Below are 19,961 nucleotides of genomic sequence, written 5' to 3'. Positions count from 1 at the left end.
TTCTAGAATTGATTCTGGTGCTCGATGTTTTGATAGGCATCAATTACTTTTTTCACCAATTTGTGTCGGATTACATCTTTATCATCTAAATAAATGATGCTGATGCCATCCACATTCTTCAAAATAAGCAATGCTTCCTTAAGACCTGATATCACCCTTCGCGGCAAATCAATCTGCCCTGGGTCTCCCGTCAACAAAAACTTGGCATTTTTCCCCATACGGGTCAAGAACATTTTCATTTGAGCATGGGTAGTGTTCTGGGCCTCATCCAAAATCACAAAGGCATTGTCCAAGGTACGACCACGCATAAAAGCCATAGGAGCTATCTGTATAGTCCCATCCTCAATATATTTTTCCAACTTTTCTGAAGGAATCATATCCCGAAGGGCATCGTATAAGGGCTGCATATATGGATCTAGCTTTTCCTTAAGATCCCCCGGAAGAAACCCTAGGTTCTCCCCTGCTTCCACCGCAGGACGGGTCAAAATAATCCGTCTTACCTGTTTTTCTTTTAATGCTTTTACGGCCAAAGCAACTCCCGTATATGTTTTTCCCGTTCCAGCTGGGCCAATGGCAAAGACCATATCATCAACTTTGGTGGCATCCACCATTCGTCTTTGATTGGCGGTCTGGGCCTTGATCAACCTACCACTTACACCATGCACCAAAACGTCACCGCTACTAGAGGAAGAAGTATAGTCAGCTTTGCTTGTGCTAGTTAGTATCCGCTCGATCATGTTTTCATCGAGCTTATTGTACTTGGCAAACTGTCCTGTGAGCTCATCAAAGCGCTTATCGAACTCTTCCAAAAGTTCTTCGTCTCCAAATACCTTTATCTTATTGCCCCTAGCTACAATCTTAAGCTTGGGAAAGTATTTTTTCAGTAGCTCAATGTTGGCATTTTGTTGCCCAAAAAATTCTTGTGGGCTAATCTCCGTAAGTTCTATTACAAGTTCGTTCAAAAAATGTGAGGTGTTACAGTTGTTTTTGAAGAATTTTATTCTTTCTTTTTTGACTAATTTTACAAACAAACTTAACTAAAAATCAATTTGAACGCGGAAAAACATATCAACAGTATTGTATGCCAATCATAACCTTAACTACCGATTTTGGATATAAGGATCACTATGTGGGTGCTGTGAAAGGGGCAATACTGGGAAATCTCCCCGATATTTCCGTTGTTGATATTTCGCACGCCATCAGTCCTTTCAATATCCAAGAATGCGCTTATATCCTCAGAAACGTGTACCGCTCGTTCCCAAAGGGAACAGTGCATATAGTGGGGGTGGACTCGGAAATTTCGCCAGAAAATGAGCATATTGTGGTTCAGGTGGACGGTCATTATTTTGTGAGTGCCAATAGCGGTGTCATTTCCTTGATAACTTCTGAGGTGCAGCCCGAAAAAGTGGTGGAAATCAATTTGCCGAATGCAGAACCCAGTGCTTTTCCCGTGCTCAATATATTCGTTCAAGTGGCCTGCCACATTGCTCGCGGCGGTAAACTGGAGGTTATCGGCAGACCTTTGGAGCGTTTGAAAGAGCTGCGCGATTTTGAACCACGGATAACCAACGAAGGCAAGAGTATATCTGGCAATGTAATTTATATTGATAACTACGGAAATGTAGTTACCAACATTCAGAAAAGCCTGTTCGAAGCTTACCGAAGCGGACGAGATTTTGAAATTATCGCGAGAACCACCAAAATACGGCAGGTGCAGCAAAGCTATAACGGCATCATTAACTATAATTTAGAGCGAAACCAGCGCAAAGGCCCTGGAGATGCCTTGGCCCTATTCAATTCAGCAGGCTACATAGAACTTGCGATTTATAAAAGTGACCTAAATTCCGTTGGAGGTGCTTCCTCCCTACTTGGACTAAATTACAGGGACACCGTAACCATAAATTTCCTCTAAATGTTGATACGCATTGTAAAACTGACTTTTAAACCCGAAAATATTGCTAGTTTTGAGCGAATCTTTGAAGAATCTAAAAACGGCATCTTGTCTTTTGAAGGATGTAATATGGTAGAGTTGTATCAAGACATTACGAATCCCAACATATTTTTCACCTATAGTTTTTGGGATACGGAGGCCCATCTGGATAATTATAGAAACTCGGATTTCTTTAAAGAGGTTTGGGGCAATACCAAAAAATTGTTCTCCGATAAACCCGAAGCTTGGAGTGTTCATAAAATTCAATCAACAAACCCATCTTAATGTTCGCAATTTTTAAGAGAGAGGTACGGTCCTTTTTTACATCGCCCATCGGTTATTTAATCGTGGGTTCGTTTTTACTTCTCAACGGACTTTTTCTGTGGGTGTTCAAGGGCGAATACAACATTTTTGATTACGGCTTTGCCGATTTGAGCAACTTCTTTTTGTTGGCTCCCTGGGTTTTTATCTTTTTGGTGCCTGCCATTACGATGAAGAGTTTTTCGGAAGAACGAAAAATGGGCACGTTGGAATTGCTGTTGATAAAGCCTATCTCTATTTGGAAATTGGTCCTTGGAAAATTTTGGGGCGCCTTTCTTTTGTGTGTTATCGCTGTTATTCCCACCATAGTGTATGTTTTTGCTATCTCAGGATTGGGAATGGTAGAAGGCAATTATGACCTTGGCGTAGTGCTGGGCTCTTACTTTGGATTATTGTTTTTGATGGCTTGTTATACCTCCATCGGAATATTTGCTTCTACCCTATCGGATAATCAAATTATCGCCTTTTTGGTGGGGATTTTGGTTTGTTTCTTGATTTTTAATGGGTTTGATGCCGCTTCTTCTTTGTTTTCGAACGGAGAAACGCAACAAACGATTCAAGCATTGGGAGCACAATCACATTTTGAAAGCATTGCAAGAGGTGTGATAGATACTCGAGATTTGGTCTATTTTATCTCCTTAACTCTTTTGTTTTTATATCTCACTTTTCAACGTTTAAAACAATTGTCAAGGTAATGGGGAAGTTTTTTGTATCCATAGTAAAAGTGATTGTGGCCGTGGTAATCATCAACCTATTGGCCAGTTTTGTCTACACCCGATTCGACCTTACCGAAGATAAACGCTATACACTCTCCGAACCCGCCGTTGAAGTGGCCCAAAAATTTGAAACACCCGTTATCGTTGATGTGTTGCTAGATGGGAACATTCCTGCGGAGTTTTCCAAGTTGAAAGCTGAAACCATTCAGTTGTTGGAATCCTTTGCATCGAAGAACAGCAACATCAAATATAATTTGGTGGACCCTTTGGAGGATAGCGAAAATCCACAAGAAACTGTTGCTCAGTTGCAAGCCTTGGGATTACAGCCCGCCAATGTAACCGTTGAAGAAAATGGAAAAGTATCCAACGAACTGGTTTTCCCTTGGGCTATGGTCAATTTTAACGACCAAACCGTAAAAGTGCCATTACTTAAAAACAAATTGGGCTCTAAGGCTGAGGATCGTATCAACAACTCGGTTCAGCAATTAGAGTACGCCTTTGCGGATGCTTTTACCAAATTGAGCATCGAAGAAAAAAAGAGCGTTGCCGTTATCAAAGGAAATGGCGAGTTGGATGATATTTTTATCGCCGATTATCTCACCACTATTCGGGATTATTACAACATAGGTGCCATTACGTTGGATTCGGTGGCTACCAATTCACAAAACGTATTAAATCAACTCAAAGGGTTTGATTTGGCCATCATTGCGAAGCCAACAGAGGCGTTTACCGACCAAGAAAAATATATAATGGACCAATATATTGTTCAGGGTGGTAAATCCATTTGGATGGTAGACCAGGTGAATATGGAAATGGACAGCATTTATGCGGGCGGTGGCGAGGCGATTGCTGTTCCAAGAGACCTTAACTTGAAGGATTTATTTTTTAAATATGGGGTTAGAATCAATCCCGTTTTGGTAAACGACCTATATTTTACTCAAATTGTTTTGGCTTCTGGCGAAGGAAACGATTCCCAATACAATCCGCTTCCGTGGTTGTATTACCCGATGGTTTTTTCTCAGAACAACCATCCTATCAACACGAATATTGAGTCGGTTCGTTTACAATTTACCAGTCCAATGGATGTATTGGAAAACGATTATCGGAAGACCATTTTGTTGCAGAGTTCGCCACTTTCGAAGACTGATGGAATCCCTAGAGTGGTGAGTTTGGATATGATCAACCAGCAACCCGACCGGGAAACTTATACTAATGGAAATCTGCCCTTGGCGGTTTTGATTGAAGGGAATTTTACCTCAATGTACAAAAACAGGGTGAAGCCACTCAAGCTCCAAAATACCTTGGAAGAAGGTCCTGAAAACAAAATGATCGTGATTTCCGATGGCGATGTCATCAAGAACCAATTACGAAATGGCAGACCCTTGGAATTGGGTTATGATAAATGGACGAACAGCTTCTATGGCAACAAGGAATTCTTGGTAAATAGCACAAATTACCTCTTGGACAATACGGGGCTTATTAACATTCGAAACAAGAAAGTTTCCATCCCGCTCTTGGATGTCAAAAAAATAGCAAAACAAAAAACCAAGTGGCAGCTTGTAAACATTGGATTTCCAGTAGTTTTAACCTTGTTGTTTGGCCTGTTTTTCAGCTACTACAGAAAGCGCAAGTTCACCGCTTAACTGTTGATAAATTTGTTTCTCTGCTAAATCCATTTGGGATATATTTGTTTTTATTGATTTTAAATGCCCTTAAAAAGGGGAAATTGCTAAAAAAGCAACTATACTAAAGTATTTCGTTGATGAAGTTTATTGTATCCAGTACATATTTATTGAAACAGCTTCAGGTTTTGGGGGGAGTTATCAACAATAGCAACACCTTGCCCATCCTGGACAATTTTTTGTTCGATCTTAAAGAAAGTAAACTAACGGTTTCCGCATCGGACTTAGAAACTACCATGAGTACGGTTTTGGAAGTGGATTCCGATTCCGAAGGCACTATCGCAGTTCCTGCTCGTTTGCTTTTGGATACTTTGAAAACATTTCCGGAACAACCTTTGACTTTTGTTGTTGAGGATAACAATACGGTGGAAATTAGTTCCAACCACGGTAAATATGCATTGGCATATGCGGATGGAGCAGAATTCCCTAAAGCGGTAGAAGTATCCAATCCGAGTTCCACTACTCTATTGGGGGATATTTTGGCAACCGCCATCAACAAAACTATATTCGCTGCAGGTAACGATGACCTTCGCCCAGTAATGAGCGGAGTGTTTTTCCAGTTCTCTCCAGAGAATTTAACTTTTGTGGCCACAGATGCCCACAAACTGGTAAAATATCAACGTCAGGATGTTTCAGCTTCCGAGGTGGCAGAATTCATTATGCCTAAAAAACCATTAACTCTTTTAAAAGGTATTTTGGCAGGTTCAGAATCTGAAGTGACTATCGAATACAATGACAGTAATGCCAAGTTTTATTTTGATAATACTGAATTGGTTTGTCGTTTGATTGACGGAAAATACCCGAACTACGAAGCGGTGATTCCAAAAGAAAATCCAAACAAATTAACGATTGCCAGAAACCAGTTCCAGAGTTCTGTTCGTCGGGTTTCTATTTTCTCCAATAAGACCACGCACCAGATACGTTTAAAAGTTGCTGGAGCTGAATTGAATATTTCTGCAGAAGATGTGGATTACAGTAATAAAGCTGAAGAAAGACTTTCGTGTTCCTATCAAGGAGACGATATGCAAATTGGTTTCAACTCTAGATTCTTATTGGAAATGTTGAACAATTTGTCCTCTGATGAAGTTTCATTGGAAATGAGCTTACCAAACAGAGCGGGAATCCTCACTCCTATCGACGGACTGGATGAAGGTGAGCACGTAACAATGTTGGTGATGCCCGTTATGTTGAACAGTTAGGACAATTCCCACAAATAAACCATTCGTAATCAGGGTATTAATATGCAATCCTGCAATTAATCGAGTAATCTATTCCTTCATCGGCGAAATCGTTTAAGGAAGTCTATTTTGTATAGTTTCGATAGAATAAGATTTAAACCTTAAACTATTGAACATGAAAAAATTAACACTAGCCCTTTTTGCGATATTCGCGTTCACTTTTTTTGCCTGTGAGGTGGAGCCTTCAGGAGAAAACTTGGAGGCCACAGCAGGAAAAGGTAAAATAAAAAATAACTCTGTTGAGTTTGATTTTTCTGAAGAATGCCTTACGTCGGAAGCTATTCTTTATGCAGGACAAAACATTGAAGTAGGTAAAGTAACAGTTTCTGAAATAGGGGGCAATTATTTAATTACCTATGAAATCACAAATGATGAATGGTGTATTACTGAGACTCACCTATCTGTTGTGAATTCTCCCGAAGAGTTTCCTATTACCAATGCCGGAAATCCTAAAAATGGTAATTTCGAATATTCAGACGAATTTGCCTGTGAAAAAACCGTTACTTATGAAGTTCCTATCGAAAAAGGACCATATATAGCAGCTCATGCGGTTGTGGAATGTGTTTCAAGTTCAGTTGAGACCATAGTAGCGAATCTTCCGGAAACCCTGGAATTTTGTACCGTAAATCAAGGCCCTGACGCATATCTTAATATTACAATAGGTGAAGGCTCTCTAGCTGGATCTTATGGAGCTTGGTGTATCGATAATGATTCTCCTATACAGTTAAGCAATTGTTATACTGCCGATGTTTATGCTTTAAATGAAGAACTTCCTGATAGTGCCTTTGAATATCCCGAGAATTTTGACTTAGTGAATTGGTTGTTGAATCAAAATATTGTCGGCGAGCCCAGTGTATCTAGTGGCGAAGCTTATACCTATGGAGATCTCCAGTTTGCCATTTGGAAACTATTGGATGATATTGAGGATGAATCCTGTGCAGAATGTAATCTGGGCACATTTACCTCTGGCCATGTTGATGAGTTGGTAGCACTCGCTCAAGAAAATGGAACTGATTTTAATCCTGAATGTGGCAATGTAACAGGTGTTATTTTAATTTCAGAAGGAGTACAACCATTAATTATTCCAACTCCTTTAGATTGTAACACATGTGAGGAAACAGCTTGGGCAGACGGTTGTGATTTCCCTGGTAATAACTGGGCTACTTATTTTCAATATGATTAAATCATAAAATATTTATTGAATAATTAAAAATCAGGGGGCGCAAATTTCCATTTGTTTGCCCCCTTTTGTTTATTTACCTAATTAGGATACCATTTCAAATGAAAAAACTAGGTGTAAACTACCATAATTTTGCTTTTTGTTTTTTTGAAAAAAATAAAGTGCCCTTCTATTATAAAGAAATCAAAAATGTTCCAAAATCTTATTTTGTGGATAACGATGCTGAAACGAATGAAGTTCAGATTGTCAATTATGTGATGCCATATGTAGGTAGAAGAAAAATGACTCTAAAGAATGGTTATGATTTTTATTCAAAGTCCTATCGTTTGGGATACGCTATGGATTTTTCAAATTCATTATCCGCTATAGACTACTTAAAAGATGTCTTGGGAAAGAAAACATATAAAAACTTACGACAAGATAGACAAAGACTACATCGAGATTATAGTATTCACTTAAAAGTGTATCATGGAGATATAAATAAAGACAATTATCATCTTTTATTTAAGACCTTAAAGGAATATATTCTTAAAAGATTTGAAGGAAGGACTCATAAGCATACGGCCTTGACTAAATGGAACTTCTACGTAAAATCTTGTTATAAGTTGATTCTATCCAAAAATGCTGCTCTTTTTGTCCTATACGCTAATAATAACCCAATAGCAATTTCTTTAGGATACACTCACAACAATATCCTTAAAGCAGCTATTTCTTCTTTTGACCAGTCCTATTACAAATATAGTTTAGGAAAACTAATGTTTGTTAATCAAATAGAATGGTGTTTTTTAAATAATTATAAGTTGTTGGATACTGGTTGGGGTAATATAAATTATAAGATTAAATTTTCGAACGCCGTATTTTACTATGATACAAAAGTCTTTTATCCAAAAGATAAATTATTTAAAAAAATATTGGCCTTTTTAATTAGCTGGGGGTTGTTTATCAAGTACTCTTTGGTAATAATATTTGTGGAAAAAAAACTTAGAAGACCTAAAAAAGTATATAAGAACAGATGGTTAGATCTGAATAGTACCAAAACTTATTTTTAATATCCTATCTTAAAAATCTTATCGTCATAAAATGCGACGGAGATTCGCCGTTTGCAGCCTTGACCGCGTTAACGATAGGTAATATAAACCCAATGATCCCTACTCCTATCAAGCCCAATATACCCAAGCCCAAAAGTAAAATGGCAGGAATGCTGATAATGATGTAAAGTATCAGACTAATTTGAAAATTTATAATAGCCTTTCCATGCTCGTCCATTCCCTGCACCTTATCTTTTGATGATAGCCAAATTATCAAGGGAACAATAAGGCTTCCAAAACCTGTTACATACGACAAAAGTTGTGTAAGATGCGTCACGGCCAACAAAGTGTTGTCCGTTCTTACTGCTTTTTGATTTATAACTTCCATTTTTGATTGATTTTGATGATTTAACTTATTAGTATACAAATCACTAAAAATGTTACAAACACCAGCTAATTTGTACTTTTGCACCCATGTCGTACACAGATAACATCGTAGCCTTGGCAACCCCTTCTGGAACAGGGGCTATTGCGGTAATCCGCGCTTCAGGACCAGATGCCATTACCTTGGTGGATAAGTTGTTCAAGTCCATTAAAGATAAAAAATTAGTGAAACAGAAAAGCCATACTATCCATTTGGGAAATATTGTTGATGGTGGTAAAATTCTGGATGAGGCGTTGGTGTCCATTTTTAAAGGGCCCCATTCCTACACGGGTGAAAATGTGGTGGAGATTTCTTGTCACGGCTCCCCTTTTATCCAACAGCAAATTATTCAATTGTTGCTGAGGAATGGTTGCCGTGCTGCATCTGCCGGAGAGTTTACCCTTAGAGCCTTTTTAAATGGGAAAATGGATCTCAGTCAGGCGGAAGCTGTGGCCGACTTAATTGCTAGCGATAGTGAGGCAGCCCACGACATCGCCATGCAACAAATGCGCGGTGGGTTCAGTAACGAAATCCAAGAACTAAGACAAGAACTGCTTAATTTTGCTTCGCTTATTGAACTGGAACTCGATTTTTCCCAAGAAGACGTAGAATTTGCGGACAGAACCCAGTTCAACGAATTACTTACCAAAATCAGCAACGTCCTTAAAAAACTGATTGACTCCTTCGCCCTTGGCAACGTCATCAAAAATGGAATTCCCGTAGCTATTGTAGGGCAACCAAACGTTGGGAAATCAACCTTACTGAATGTTTTGCTCAATGAAGAAAGAGCGATTGTGAGTGAAATTGCAGGAACTACCAGAGATACGGTCGAGGACCATATTAGTATAAAAGGTATCGGTTTTAGGTTTATTGATACCGCAGGAATCCGTGAAACGGTGGATGTGGTAGAAAAAATAGGCATTGAGCGTACCTTTGAAAAAATTGAAAAGGCCCGGCTCATTATTTACCTATTCGACGGAATGGATTTTGACAAATCTGAATTGGAACAAATTCAAAAGCGATACCCTAATAAACAGTTGCTTTCCATCTGCAATAAAATGGATCTCTTAAATCCAAAGCAAAAAGAAAAGATAGCATCAGAAATACCCAATGTACTTTTCCTTTCAGCAAAGTTTAAAACGGGTATTTCCGAACTAGAGGAAAAGCTTCTTTCGTTGGTAGATTCAGGGGCATTAAGCGGGGACACTACCATAATTACCAATAGTAGACACTACGATGCCTTGTTAAAAGCTTTGGAGGAAATTCAAAAGGTAAAAGAAGGCTTGGATATGGAACTGTCCAGCGACTTGATGGCCATTGATATTCGTCAAGCACTCTATCATTTGGGAGAAATCACAGGAAGTGTGACCACAGACGATTTATTGGGCAATATTTTTTCCAATTTCTGTATCGGAAAGTAATCAAACAACGAACGCCAATTGGTTTCCTTTCAAAAGTAAATGGAGGGTGTTCCTTCAAAATAAACAGCGCAAACAGGTTTACTCTCAATTTAAATCCTTTCCTTTACATTCCATTGTGTATTAGGGACAACGATTGCTCCAATCCTTAAATAAAAAGATAGCTCTCCATTGCATATTTCCAATTATCCAGAGCCGCTTCTTGGTATTTTTTGCTTGAAACAATAACCTCATCAAAGGCCAGTGAGGCCAAAGTCTAAAATTATACTGGTCAAGAAATCTTCATATTTCTTGGAAAAGGACCGTGCTTAAAAAAGTATTGTTCTGTGGCCGTATTCAAAATAATACATTAAAAATTAGATATGCTTAAAATTAAATTGGTTCCAGGTGAGAACATAGAAAGAGCTTTGAAAAGATATAGAAATAAAGTTCGAAACACTAAACAACTAAAAAACATTAGGAACAATCAAGAATTTACCAAAAAATCCAAGGAAAAAAGAGAGCTTATTGCAAAGGCTGTCTACAAAAATGAGTACTTGAAAAGGAACGAAGAGTGATTTTATGGATAAAGATTTAAACCTTGCCGTCTTAATCGATGGTGATAATATTCCCTCCAAATATGTCAAAGAGATGTTGGAGGAGATTGCAAAATATGGCAACCCTAGCATTAAGAGAATTTACGGGGACTGGACTAAACCAAGTTTGGTAAAATGGAAAGATGTTCTTCTTAAAAATGCCATTACCCCAGTTCAACAATATGGGTACACCACAGGCAAAAACTCTACGGATAGTGCCATGATAATAGATGCTATGGACATCCTCTATTCTGGAAAGGTAAATGGTTTTGCCTTAGTATCCAGTGATAGTGACTTTACAAGACTTGCCATACGCCTAAGAGAAGCTGGAATGACCGTATTTGGTATTGGGGAAAGAAAAACCCCAGACCCATTTATAGTTTCCTGTGATAAATTCATTTACCTAGAAATACTCCATAAACCCCAATTAGGTGAATCCAACACCCTGCAGAAGAATGATAAAAATAAGATTGACAAAATCACCCCTAAGGTAATTGACTTGATTCTTACCACCATTGCAGACGTGGAGGATGAAGAGGGCTGGGCATTCTTAGGCGAAGTTGGTACGTTGCTCCAAAAAAAGCATCCCAATTTTGATTCAAGGAATTATGGATTCCGAAAATTGACACCCATGGTCAAGTCCTTAGATCAAATAGAAATAGGTTCCAGAAAAAATCCCAAGGGTAATGGAAACCTCATTTATGTAAGGACAAAGACCTAATGAAAAAGAAATACTATGAGACCTCTATCCATATCAAAACAGATTACCAAAAGGGATACCCCTTCCCTTACCCTATATCTTAGTGATATAAGCCGTATCCCAATGATTACGGAACAAGAAGAGGTCGAATTAGCGATTCGAATCAGAAATGGGGATATTCCTGCACTGGAGAAATTAGTATCCGCCAATTTGAGGTTTGTTGTTTCGGTTGCCAAACAATACCAGTCGAGAGGGATGAATCTTCACGACCTTATTAATGAAGGGAACCTTGGATTGGTTAAAGCAGCCACAAAATTTGATGAAACCCGTGGCTTTAAGTTTATTTCCTATGCCGTTTGGTGGATACGTCAAGGCATCATACAGGCACTATCCGAAAAATCAAGAATGGTTAGGTTACCTCTGAACAAAATAAATGTCATCAATAAAATTAACCAAGCTTCTTCCCATTTCGAACAAGTTAACCAAAGACCTCCCACAGCAGAGGAAATATCTGAATTAATAGATTCATCACTATCAGAGATTCGGCTTTGTTTAAAACATTCTTCTTGGCCAATTTCCATGGATGAATCGTTAAAAGTTGGAGAGGAAGGTTTCAATTTGCACGATATCATGCGCTCAGATGACACCATCGGTCCAGAGCAAAACTTACTCAAAGGTTCATTAAAATTAGAACTAAATGATATTTTGGAAATACTAAACTATCGTGAAGCATATATCATTAAAATGTACTTTGGCATTGGCACCAATGATACAATGGGTTTGGAACAAATTGCCCTTAATTTAGATTTGACAACCGAAAGGGTAAGACAAATAAAGTTAAAAGCTTTGGCCCGATTAAGGAACTCGTCCAAAATTGAATGCCTAAAAGAGTACTTGGAATGAACATTACTTTATAACAAGTAAATGTAAAACGTACCCTTTTTTTTATTCCATTCTCAAGCCAACTCTTGTCTCAAAACGAATGAATCAAGATGTATGGGTTTTTATTGAGATACTAAATTTTACAGTTTGAAATAGCTGTCACTAGTCAAGTTTTTTACCATTAACTTCCTATGTGACAAATATCACAGTATTCCTTTTTATATCATCGTAAATTTACGATTGAATCTGATAATTACTATCAAAGCAAACCAAAGAACGATGAAACATTCCATTCAAATCTTGGGAACTGGTTGTCCCAAATGTCAAAAACTTACCAATGTTGTTAAAGATGTTGTAGATCAAAACCAAATCGATGCCACCATAGATAAAGTCGAGGATATAGCAGAAATCATGAAATTTGATGTAATGATGACTCCTGCCTTGGTTATAGATGGTGATGTTGTAGCCAAAGGGCGAATACCTTCCAAGACCGAACTAACAACTTGGCTTCAAAATTAAAAAGACGACCCATGAGCTACCAGATAGAAGCAATGTCCGTTGCGGGAAACAGTGGCACATTATCCATAAAAAACTCAATTTTTGAATTTGGAACAACTACCAAAACTGAGAATGATTTAGCCAATCCAGCAGAATTGTTCCTTGGGTCGTTGGCCGCATGTATCTTAAAAAATGTGGAACGCTTTTCTTCCCTTTTAAAATTTGATTACTTAAAAGCACACATAAACATTAAGGCACAAAGGCTTGATGGGCCGCCACGAATGGACGATATCTTTTATGAATTGACAATACATAGTCAGGATTCAAACTTAAATGCCAAGCTCTTACAAAAAAACTTAGAAAAGTTTGGCACTATTTACAATACAATTAAGCAGGTGTGTAACATATCTGGATCCGTAAAAATTAAACCCCTTGTTTGATTGGCTCGAACATATGGCCCAATGGTTGGTATATGACGTTTTTGGGATGAACCCTGAAGACCATTTAGCCAAGGCCTTGGACTTCTTTATCTATGACAGTATCAAAATATTGCTGTTGCTATTTACCGTCGTGTTCTTAATGGGGATTATCAACAGCTATTTCCCCATAGATCGAGTAAAAAATTATCTTTCCAGGAATAAACTGTATGGAACCGAATATTTTATGGCAAGCCTGTTTGGTGTAGTCACTCCATTTTGTTCTTGCTCTTCCGTACCCCTATTTATTGGTTTTGTAAGAGGAGGTATTCCTTTGGGAGTCACTTTTGCTTTTTTGGTGACATCACCTTTGGTGAACGAGGTGGCCATTGGTCTTTTTGTGGGACTTTTTGGAGTAAAAACAACAATTTTATATGTATTGAGCGGTGTATTATTGGGAACCATATCTGGATTGATACTTCAAAAGTTGAAGTTGGAAAAGTTTCTTACGCCATGGGTAAAAGAGGTATTGGCCAATGCACAAAGAGATCAAAAAAGGTTTGAAGAAGAAAAACAATCATTTAAACAACGATTGCCCATTATTTGGGACGAAGCCTTGAAAATATTGAAAGGAGTCTTACCCTATGTGATTATCGGTATAGCCATAGGTGGACTTATGCACGGCTATATTCCAGAAGGCTTTTTTGAAAAATATATGGCTAAAAACAATCTTTTTGCGGTTCCCATAGCCACTATTTTAGCTGTACCCATGTATTCCAATGCTTCCGGAATATTGCCCATTGTTCAGGTTTTGGTAGATAAAGGGATTCCCTTGGGAACAGCAATTGCATTTATGATGGGGGTTGTGGGCTTATCGCTTCCAGAAGCCATGCTTCTTAAAAAAGTAATGACCATTAAATTAATCGGGATATTCTTCGGAGTAGTGATGCTATGTATCATTGTTTCGGGCTATCTTTTTAACCTAATTCTATAACTTAAAATGACTTTTAAAAATTTTCTACTTACGATTACGGCTTCTTTATTTGTGATTCAGTTAAGCGCACAATTGCCAAAAACCCATTCTACTGGAGCCATGAAGGATATGGGAAATACTTATGACCTTAACATTTGGTTGGATACCATATCTCCAAAAAACCATTTGTACGGTATGGCCCTTACAATAAAATGAAGGGAGAAATTACGGTGGTGGATGGCAAACCCTATTTTGCCTCAGCCTTTATCGATGGAAAGTACGTAGTTGGAAAAGATTGGGATATCCGTTCCCCATTCTTTGTGTATTCCAATGTTCGTAAATGGAATATCTTTAAAATTGAAGGAGATTTTAATAGCGTTCATGATATTCAAGAAAAAGTAGCATCCATTGCCAAAGAAAACGGATATGACCTAAATCAAGCTTTCGCATTTAAGATAAAAGGTGAGTTTGATGCATTAACAGCTCATATTGTCACTCCTCGCTTACCTGAAGTAGAAGGCTATCGTAAAGGTGTAAAATCACAAAAATTCTCTTTTGAAAATACCAAAGGTGAGTTCATTGGTTTTTATTCGGAACACCACCAAGGAGTTTTTACACATACCGATGGTTTTGTACATGTTCATTTTTTAATGAAGGACAAATCATTTATGGGTCACTTGGATAAAATAAACACCACGGGCAAAACCTTTAAATTGTATTTGCCCAAAAGAAAATAGAAGATTACTTCTTCTTATTTGTATTGAACCAGTAGCTTAAGCCTACCGACCAATAAAATACATTCTCCAAATCCTCTTCAAATGTGCCCGTGTCTGTAGTAAGGGTTGCAGGGGTTTGGGGGAATGCCCAAGTAGGTGTAAACGACAAAATAAATTGACCGAAATGATATTGCATGGGAAAACCCAATTCCATGTTTAGTATATTGAATTCAGATGCTTCGGCAATTTGCACGGTCGTAACCTCGGTTCCTGAATCTACAGACCCTCCCGAACCACTACCCTGTCCATTAGTCCCACTCTTTCTGTTGCCCAATCTACTGGTAGTGTAGTATTCTTCATAAAAATATTGGGATCCTGCATAAACCGAAAATCGAGGGGCAAACAACAAATGATCGTTAAATGCCCTAAAGGTATGATCGGCCATAAGACCTAAAAATATGTCGGGTGAACTATTCTTATTAAAATAGGCACTGGCATAAACCGATAGTTCCAGCAATTCAAAATCGTAACTAATCAAACCAGTAATATCCGCCACCACCTCGGATTGTACATTGTAACTATCTTCATTGTAAAAATAAGCCGTTCCCGAAACACCTCCGCTCCAATTATCAGAATCAAACAAATACCCTCCAGTTAAATAAAAAAGGTCAACGCGTTGCTCATCGGAACTGGTTAGATACGATACAGTTGCATCAATGAACAATCCTGACTTGTCATAATATCCTATGGAAGGTAATAGGTACGGAGCGGTAATGGAATCTCGCCTACCCATAAATACCGCATCGTTCATATAACTTACATCCATCAAAACATAAGAATCTTCCTTATTGGCCTTTTCCTTAGTGGTCTTTTGGGCAAATGCCCCTGCCATGGTACCCAAACATAATATTACGCTTAAGAGTAAATACCGTTTCATGATAAATCATTTACAGATGAAACATAAGGGCTCAACCAAATGGTGGTCAAGCCCTTAATACAGTACCATCACATGACTCCCTTTTTTTTCTTAAGGGCAGCCTTGTTCATGGATTTTTTAGACTTCATGTTTTTGATGGACTTCATATTCTTGTTGACCATCATTTTACGATGCTTGTACATGTTTGTGAACTTTTCACCATTCAAATTCAAACATTCGCCGTCTTGAAGCCTTAATTGCTGACGATTTTGATTCATATAGGTACCATCTGGATTAACCGTGGTTCCATCTGCAAGTTCAAGTCGCTGTTGCAATCTATTTTGTGACTGTGTTCTAATTTGATAGATTTCACCATCAATGAGCATCAATTGAAATCTGTTTTGGTTACGTTGCTGAATCTGGGCATCGGTAAGTCCTTTGTCGGATTGCATCACTTTGTAACGATACTGATACTCATTACGGTACTTTATTCCATCACTATCCAAACACTCGCCATCTCTTAGCCTTAGTCTGTCTTGATCTCGGGTAAAATAGGTTCCGTTTGGATTTACAACCGTTCCATCGTTTAGTGCAATGGGGTCTTGCAAACGAATTTGGTCACGATCGCGAATTTGAAGTACATCGCCATCAACCAGCATTAAACGGTCTCGATCTTGATCGGGATCTTGGACTCTGTCCCTATCCCTGTCCTGTGCCATTAGTGTCACTGTTCCAAGAACAACGAACACCAACATTAAAATCTTTTTCATGGTACTCGTATTTAAATATTTATTGGAACCAAGGTATAATCACTGTTCTAGGAATCCAATGACTTTCGTCATCAAAACACTGTAAATCAGTTATTTATAATCATTATGCTGTAACTAAAGTTACACAATACCAAAAAAAAATTCTCTTTACTCCTGATTTACAAAACGATACAAATTATCCGTTGCTTGAAGTAGTTTTCCTTTTAAGGAAGAATTAACATTTGGATGGTCTTTTAGGTATTTTTCAACATGCTCTAAAGCTTCCTTGGATTGATACTGCCCCACTGTGGATGAAAGCCATCTCTTTGGGAAAAAGATATCTCCCGTTTTTTGTATTTCTTCGAGTAAATCCAAGGCCATAGGCACGTGCTTAATTGCCGTTTGTTGACGAAGCGGGTGATTCAAATAACCACAAGCTGTGACAACCCATGACTCTTTCTCCCGGTTATTGGCTTCCTTGAACGATTCAAAAAAGGCATCCCTTACAGATTCATCAGATGAAAACGCTGGTAACAAAAATTCAAAACGTTTCACCTTATCCGGATTTTTCAATTGCGCTTTTGCTTGTTCCAATATCGTTTCCGATTTAGGGTGCTCAAACAAAGAAAGGGACATAGCCATATCGGTATAATCATCCTGATTCAGCTTTAAGTCAGGAATTTCGATGCTCTTGTTCCAAATACTATAAAGCTTTTCTTTGGCGGCGTTGGAATATGCCAGTCCTTTCCAAAGTCCAAATATGTTCTTTTTGATATTGGGTTCATAACCATCATCAAGGAGTTCCTTCCAGAGCATACTTTCTACCAAAGCTTGTTTTTCTATTCGTTGCTCCTCATCCAAAAAACTCCAAAATATCCTGCTTACCTGTCCACAGATCATCCCTTGTACCAATTCGTTCTTTTCTTCTGAAACACTTTCTATATATAGGTCAAAAGCCTTTGTTGGTAAAATATTCCCGGACAATACGTTCTCGTAGGTATTGAGATAGGCATAACCACGTGCCACCTCATCTTTTAAAGCTGGGATTATGGGTAAATCCGACGGGGCCAAAGGAAAGACTCCGTACCCAAAGGCATTGGAATTATAGATTATAGCTTCTGGCTTTGGCAATCCTACAGCTAAATCTACTTCTACACTACTTTCAGAAATGGTAACTGGAATAGTTCGGGTATTGTCCGGATAAACCAGTGTCACTTCGAAAGATTGTGGCCATAGTTTGTCACTTCCATCTTCGGCATGTTGGGAGATAGTAAAGTTTGTTATTTTTCCGTTTGTATAATCTAATTTTTCTTCCAAAATGGGTCTGCCGGATTGGTTCACCCATACTTCACTCCATTTTTTTAAATCTTTTGGGGTGCGCTTATCCAAAATATTGACCAAATCGGTCCAAGTTGCATTTCCGTAGGCATAGGCAGAAATATATTCTCTTATTCCGTCCCGAAACGCCTTCTCTCCTATCGTTGCTTCCAATTGGCGCATCATAATCGGGGCTTTGTTATAAATAATTCCACCATACAGACTGCCAGCATTCTTCAAATTATCCAAATGTTGGCGAATAGGATTGGTTCCCCTTGTCCTGTCCTCCCCATAAGCTCCTCGAAAATGAGAAATCATAAATTGCAATCTGTGATTGATATCAGGAAACGTTGGATTAATGATTTTATCCGCCATAAAATTGGCGAAGACCTCTTTCATCCATACATCTTTGAACCAGTCCATGGTCACCATATCTCCAAACCACATGTGGGAAGTTTCATGGGCAATAAGCTTTGCACTTCCCATACGTCTTCTTTCCGTAGCACTCTCATCCAAAAAAATGGACGATTGCCGATATTGAATGGCCCCTACGTGCTCCATTCCTCCATATTGAAAACCTGGTATGGCCGCATAATCCAATTTTTGAAAAGGAAACTCGTATTGGGTATAATCCTTTAAAAAATCTATGGATTTTTGGTGCAAATCAAAAATAACGGGAAGGCTATAATCTATTTTAGTCGAATCCGTTTCACGGTATAGCAGCTTCATATCAAATACACCAGGGTTTTCTGTCACAGATTCAAATTTTCCTGCAACCATGGAGAACAAATATGTGCTCATTGGGTCACTTTTTCCGAACTGATAATGGGTTTTGCCATTTTTATTTGAGGCTTTTTCCACTGGGGCGCCACATAATACTTCCCAATCTTTTGGGGCGGTAATATCCAACACATAATGTGCTTTTATATTGGGTTGGTCAAAACATGGAAACAAGGTACTTGCCCTATCGGGCACTAAAAGTGTATATAAATAATCGTCGTTTCGGTTTAATGACAGTTCTCCTGCATCAAAAGCTATTTGGATGGTATTTGGCCCTTTTTGAAGATTTTCCGAAATTATTATGTGTTCCTTTTGATGATTGACCTCCTGCTCTTCACCATTCACCTGAATAGTTTTCAGTAAAGAAGCCTCTGCATTAAAATCAAGGTAAAGCGGTTGTGAAAGATCATTGATTTCCACATCTAGCTGTAATCGAGAAGGTATTGGCTCCTCTTTTTCCGAAGGAATATCAAAAGATAAAGTATATACCACATTGGAAACCTGCTGTTTCCTAAATTTTGCCATTTTTAGAGGAATACCTTCCTCCAATAAATCTACTTTGGGTTTTGAATCACAGGCTGAACCAAGTATCAATAAAAACAGGGAGAACACAATGTTCTTTTTCATAACAAGTGGGTTGGGTTTGGAGCTGTAAAAGGTACCAATTTTCCACAACCCAATCAATCAAAATTGATTTTAAGACCTACATGAAGTGAGTTCTACTCCCTAATGATATAATTGATTTTTTCAACCCCCGTATTACCTGTTTTGGAATTATAGGCATACACGGTAATTTGATAATATCCGGCTTCGGTTATTTGTAATCTCCCTTCAAAAGTATTTTGTTTTGGATTATCCAATGTTACTTCGCCAAAAGATTCACCATCCTTATGCACCATGGCCTTTACCTCCATAAGATTGGAGTCCCAAATACCGTCCTTTTGTATGGGACAACCGCACATCATCACAATATTGGCTTCAATCTGCAAACCGGATTTCGGAACAGATTCCAATGCGATGTATTGATGTGTGTTTGGTTTTAGGATATCGATTACAAAACCGGAAATTTCAACCACAACGCCATCGCCCAAAATATCCTTTCCGGGGATTAGCCATAGTTCGGTGCTTGCATGTACCTGTGCATTTTTTTTGTTGATAGGAGAAAATACTTCCACTCGGACAAAAGTGGGTACGTCAATATCTACAACTGCCAAAAATCCAGCAGTTTTATCATCGGAGAGTTGGGTGTAACGTTCATGGGCACTTTTCATAATAAGATTAGTGTTGCCCGTACTTCCGACTGTGTTTCCTTCTGCAAGAATTTCCCCGTTCAAGGTGTTTCTAATTATTACATGGGCACCTCCCAGAGAACTACCAACAAACTTGGCATCTTTAGCTTTTGCCCTAACCATAAGTTTGGTTTCTGTGGCAAATACATTGATACAAATTGAAAATAGGATTAGGGTTAGGATAGATTTTTTCATTCTTGAGATTTTTTGAGT

General features: G+C 38.3%; 22 protein-coding genes. 16 read left to right on the top strand and 6 right to left on the bottom strand.

Translation table 11 applies throughout. The annotated features are described in order from the left end of the window. Positions 1-2: 2 nt before the first annotated feature. The gene (locus tag D2V08_RS15890) at positions 3-962 is read right to left on the bottom strand and encodes a PhoH family protein (protein ID WP_119609684.1); all 960 of its coding nucleotides are present in this window, start codon (positions 960-962) and stop codon (positions 3-5) included. 119 nt (positions 963-1,081) lie between these two features. Between D2V08_RS15890 and D2V08_RS15885 the strand changes: the two genes are divergently transcribed. From D2V08_RS15885 to D2V08_RS15855, 7 genes are all read left to right on the top strand, one after another. Next, positions 1,082-1,912, top strand: a complete 831-nt coding sequence (locus D2V08_RS15885) for an SAM hydrolase/SAM-dependent halogenase family protein (RefSeq protein ID WP_119609325.1) — start codon at positions 1,082-1,084, stop codon at positions 1,910-1,912. Then, entirely contained in the window at positions 1,913-2,215 is a 303-nt protein-coding gene (locus tag D2V08_RS15880) for a putative quinol monooxygenase (RefSeq protein WP_119609323.1), read from the top strand. Next, the gene (gene gldF, locus D2V08_RS15875; protein WP_119609321.1) at positions 2,215-2,946 is read left to right on the top strand and encodes a gliding motility-associated ABC transporter permease subunit GldF; all 732 of its coding nucleotides are present in this window, start codon (positions 2,215-2,217) and stop codon (positions 2,944-2,946) included. The genes D2V08_RS15880 and gldF overlap by 1 nt, the downstream gene beginning before the upstream one ends. Next, entirely contained in the window at positions 2,946-4,610 is a 1,665-nt protein-coding gene (gene gldG, locus D2V08_RS15870; RefSeq protein WP_119609319.1) for a gliding motility-associated ABC transporter substrate-binding protein GldG, read from the top strand. Before gldF ends, gldG begins: the two co-directional genes overlap by 1 nt. Positions 4,611-4,729: 119 nt before the next feature. Then, positions 4,730-5,848 carry a DNA polymerase III subunit beta gene (dnaN, locus tag D2V08_RS15865; RefSeq protein WP_119609317.1) on the top strand — a complete coding sequence of 373 codons (1,119 nt, stop codon included), beginning with the start codon at positions 4,730-4,732 and terminating at the stop codon, positions 5,846-5,848. Positions 5,849-6,002: 154 nt separating this feature from the next. Next, positions 6,003-7,070 carry a hypothetical protein gene (locus D2V08_RS15860; protein ID WP_119609315.1) on the top strand — a complete coding sequence of 356 codons (1,068 nt, stop codon included), beginning with the start codon at positions 6,003-6,005 and terminating at the stop codon, positions 7,068-7,070. A gap of 98 nt (positions 7,071-7,168) precedes the next feature. Continuing rightward, positions 7,169-8,116, top strand: a complete 948-nt coding sequence (locus tag D2V08_RS15855) for a GNAT family N-acetyltransferase (RefSeq protein WP_119609313.1) — start codon at positions 7,169-7,171, stop codon at positions 8,114-8,116. Positions 8,117-8,120: 4 nt separating this feature from the next. Here D2V08_RS15855 and D2V08_RS15850 read toward each other — a convergent pair whose 3' ends face one another. After that, positions 8,121-8,483 (bottom strand): DUF4870 domain-containing protein, encoded by a 363-nt coding sequence (locus D2V08_RS15850; RefSeq protein WP_119609683.1) that lies wholly within the window; start codon positions 8,481-8,483, stop codon positions 8,121-8,123. Between the two features lie 86 nt (positions 8,484-8,569). Here D2V08_RS15850 and mnmE point away from each other — a divergent pair, with 86 nt between their 5' ends. The 9 genes from mnmE to D2V08_RS15805 all read left to right on the top strand — a co-directional run bounded on the left by mnmE (position 8,570) and on the right by D2V08_RS15805 (position 14,718). Beyond that, on the top strand, positions 8,570-9,940 hold the full coding sequence (gene mnmE / locus D2V08_RS15845; RefSeq protein WP_119609311.1) for a tRNA uridine-5-carboxymethylaminomethyl(34) synthesis GTPase MnmE: 1,371 nt from the start codon (positions 8,570-8,572) through the stop codon (positions 9,938-9,940). A 359-nt stretch (positions 9,941-10,299) separates the two neighbouring features. Then, the gene (locus D2V08_RS15840; RefSeq protein ID WP_119609309.1) at positions 10,300-10,494 is read left to right on the top strand and encodes a small ribosomal subunit protein bS21; all 195 of its coding nucleotides are present in this window, start codon (positions 10,300-10,302) and stop codon (positions 10,492-10,494) included. A 4-nt stretch (positions 10,495-10,498) separates the two neighbouring features. Beyond that, a complete protein-coding gene (locus tag D2V08_RS15835; RefSeq protein ID WP_119609307.1) occupies positions 10,499-11,233 on the top strand; it encodes an NYN domain-containing protein in 735 nt (244 codons plus the stop codon). A gap of 15 nt (positions 11,234-11,248) precedes the next feature. Next, positions 11,249-12,115, top strand: coding sequence for a sigma-70 family RNA polymerase sigma factor (locus tag D2V08_RS15830; RefSeq protein ID WP_119609305.1), 867 nt, complete (start codon positions 11,249-11,251; stop codon positions 12,113-12,115). 258 nt (positions 12,116-12,373) lie between these two features. Beyond that, positions 12,374-12,613, top strand: coding sequence for a thioredoxin family protein (locus tag D2V08_RS15825; RefSeq protein WP_119609303.1), 240 nt, complete (start codon positions 12,374-12,376; stop codon positions 12,611-12,613). A gap of 11 nt (positions 12,614-12,624) precedes the next feature. Then, complete coding sequence (locus D2V08_RS15820; protein ID WP_119609301.1) at positions 12,625-13,032, top strand: OsmC family protein; 408 nt, start codon at positions 12,625-12,627, stop codon at positions 13,030-13,032. Continuing rightward, positions 13,025-14,002, top strand: coding sequence for a permease (locus D2V08_RS15815; protein ID WP_245980607.1), 978 nt, complete (start codon positions 13,025-13,027; stop codon positions 14,000-14,002). Before D2V08_RS15820 ends, D2V08_RS15815 begins: the two co-directional genes overlap by 8 nt. A gap of 6 nt (positions 14,003-14,008) precedes the next feature. After that, positions 14,009-14,197: a hypothetical protein gene (locus D2V08_RS15810; protein ID WP_119609300.1), complete on the top strand. Its 189-nt coding sequence runs from the start codon at positions 14,009-14,011 to the stop codon at positions 14,195-14,197. Further along, the gene (locus tag D2V08_RS15805; RefSeq protein ID WP_119609298.1) at positions 14,194-14,718 is read left to right on the top strand and encodes an acetolactate decarboxylase; all 525 of its coding nucleotides are present in this window, start codon (positions 14,194-14,196) and stop codon (positions 14,716-14,718) included. The genes D2V08_RS15810 and D2V08_RS15805 overlap by 4 nt, the downstream gene beginning before the upstream one ends. A gap of 4 nt (positions 14,719-14,722) precedes the next feature. Here D2V08_RS15805 and D2V08_RS15800 read toward each other — a convergent pair whose 3' ends face one another. From D2V08_RS15800 to D2V08_RS15785, 4 genes are all read right to left on the bottom strand, one after another. Further along, positions 14,723-15,634: a hypothetical protein gene (locus D2V08_RS15800; RefSeq protein ID WP_119609296.1), complete on the bottom strand. Its 912-nt coding sequence runs from the start codon at positions 15,632-15,634 to the stop codon at positions 14,723-14,725. Between the two features lie 68 nt (positions 15,635-15,702). Next, positions 15,703-16,383, bottom strand: coding sequence for a DUF6799 domain-containing protein (locus D2V08_RS15795; protein WP_119609294.1), 681 nt, complete (start codon positions 16,381-16,383; stop codon positions 15,703-15,705). A gap of 147 nt (positions 16,384-16,530) precedes the next feature. Then, complete coding sequence (locus tag D2V08_RS15790) at positions 16,531-19,086, bottom strand: M1 family metallopeptidase (protein WP_119609681.1); 2,556 nt, start codon at positions 19,084-19,086, stop codon at positions 16,531-16,533. Positions 19,087-19,178: 92 nt separating this feature from the next. Next, positions 19,179-19,943, bottom strand: a complete 765-nt coding sequence (locus D2V08_RS15785; protein ID WP_119609292.1) for a hypothetical protein — start codon at positions 19,941-19,943, stop codon at positions 19,179-19,181. Positions 19,944-19,961: the final 18 nt, after the last annotated feature.

The sequence above is a fragment of the Flagellimonas lutimaris genome (assembly GCF_003581615.1).
Classification (GTDB): domain Bacteria; phylum Bacteroidota; class Bacteroidia; order Flavobacteriales; family Flavobacteriaceae; genus Flagellimonas; species Flagellimonas lutimaris.
The sequence above is the reverse complement of the archived record's forward strand: the minus strand, read 5'-3'. Positions and strand labels throughout refer to the sequence as shown.

Excerpts from the sequence above, each read along its gene's own strand:
- D2V08_RS15885 (WP_119609325.1), top strand. The coding sequence starts at position 1,082 with ATGCCAATCATAACCTTAACTACCGATTTTGGATATAAGGATCACTAT.
- D2V08_RS15880 (WP_119609323.1), top strand. The coding sequence starts at position 1,913 with ATGTTGATACGCATTGTAAAACTGACTTTTAAACCCGAAAATATTGCT.
- gldF (WP_119609321.1), top strand. The coding sequence starts at position 2,215 with ATGTTCGCAATTTTTAAGAGAGAGGTACGGTCCTTTTTTACATCGCCC.
- gldG (WP_119609319.1), top strand. The coding sequence starts at position 2,946 with ATGGGGAAGTTTTTTGTATCCATAGTAAAAGTGATTGTGGCCGTGGTA.
- dnaN (WP_119609317.1), top strand. The coding sequence starts at position 4,730 with ATGAAGTTTATTGTATCCAGTACATATTTATTGAAACAGCTTCAGGTT.
- D2V08_RS15860 (WP_119609315.1), top strand. The coding sequence starts at position 6,003 with ATGAAAAAATTAACACTAGCCCTTTTTGCGATATTCGCGTTCACTTTT.
- D2V08_RS15855 (WP_119609313.1), top strand. The coding sequence starts at position 7,169 with ATGAAAAAACTAGGTGTAAACTACCATAATTTTGCTTTTTGTTTTTTT.
- D2V08_RS15850 (WP_119609683.1), bottom strand. The coding sequence starts at position 8,483 with ATGGAAGTTATAAATCAAAAAGCAGTAAGAACGGACAACACTTTGTTG.
- mnmE (WP_119609311.1), top strand. The coding sequence starts at position 8,570 with ATGTCGTACACAGATAACATCGTAGCCTTGGCAACCCCTTCTGGAACA.
- D2V08_RS15840 (WP_119609309.1), top strand. The coding sequence starts at position 10,300 with ATGCTTAAAATTAAATTGGTTCCAGGTGAGAACATAGAAAGAGCTTTG.
- D2V08_RS15835 (WP_119609307.1), top strand. The coding sequence starts at position 10,499 with ATGGATAAAGATTTAAACCTTGCCGTCTTAATCGATGGTGATAATATT.
- D2V08_RS15830 (WP_119609305.1), top strand. The coding sequence starts at position 11,249 with ATGAGACCTCTATCCATATCAAAACAGATTACCAAAAGGGATACCCCT.
- D2V08_RS15825 (WP_119609303.1), top strand. The coding sequence starts at position 12,374 with ATGAAACATTCCATTCAAATCTTGGGAACTGGTTGTCCCAAATGTCAA.
- D2V08_RS15820 (WP_119609301.1), top strand. The coding sequence starts at position 12,625 with ATGAGCTACCAGATAGAAGCAATGTCCGTTGCGGGAAACAGTGGCACA.
- D2V08_RS15810 (WP_119609300.1), top strand. The coding sequence starts at position 14,009 with ATGACTTTTAAAAATTTTCTACTTACGATTACGGCTTCTTTATTTGTG.
- D2V08_RS15805 (WP_119609298.1), top strand. The coding sequence starts at position 14,194 with ATGAAGGGAGAAATTACGGTGGTGGATGGCAAACCCTATTTTGCCTCA.
- D2V08_RS15800 (WP_119609296.1), bottom strand. The coding sequence starts at position 15,634 with ATGAAACGGTATTTACTCTTAAGCGTAATATTATGTTTGGGTACCATG.
- D2V08_RS15795 (WP_119609294.1), bottom strand. The coding sequence starts at position 16,383 with ATGAAAAAGATTTTAATGTTGGTGTTCGTTGTTCTTGGAACAGTGACA.
- D2V08_RS15790 (WP_119609681.1), bottom strand. The coding sequence starts at position 19,086 with ATGAAAAAGAACATTGTGTTCTCCCTGTTTTTATTGATACTTGGTTCA.
- D2V08_RS15785 (WP_119609292.1), bottom strand. The coding sequence starts at position 19,943 with ATGAAAAAATCTATCCTAACCCTAATCCTATTTTCAATTTGTATCAAT.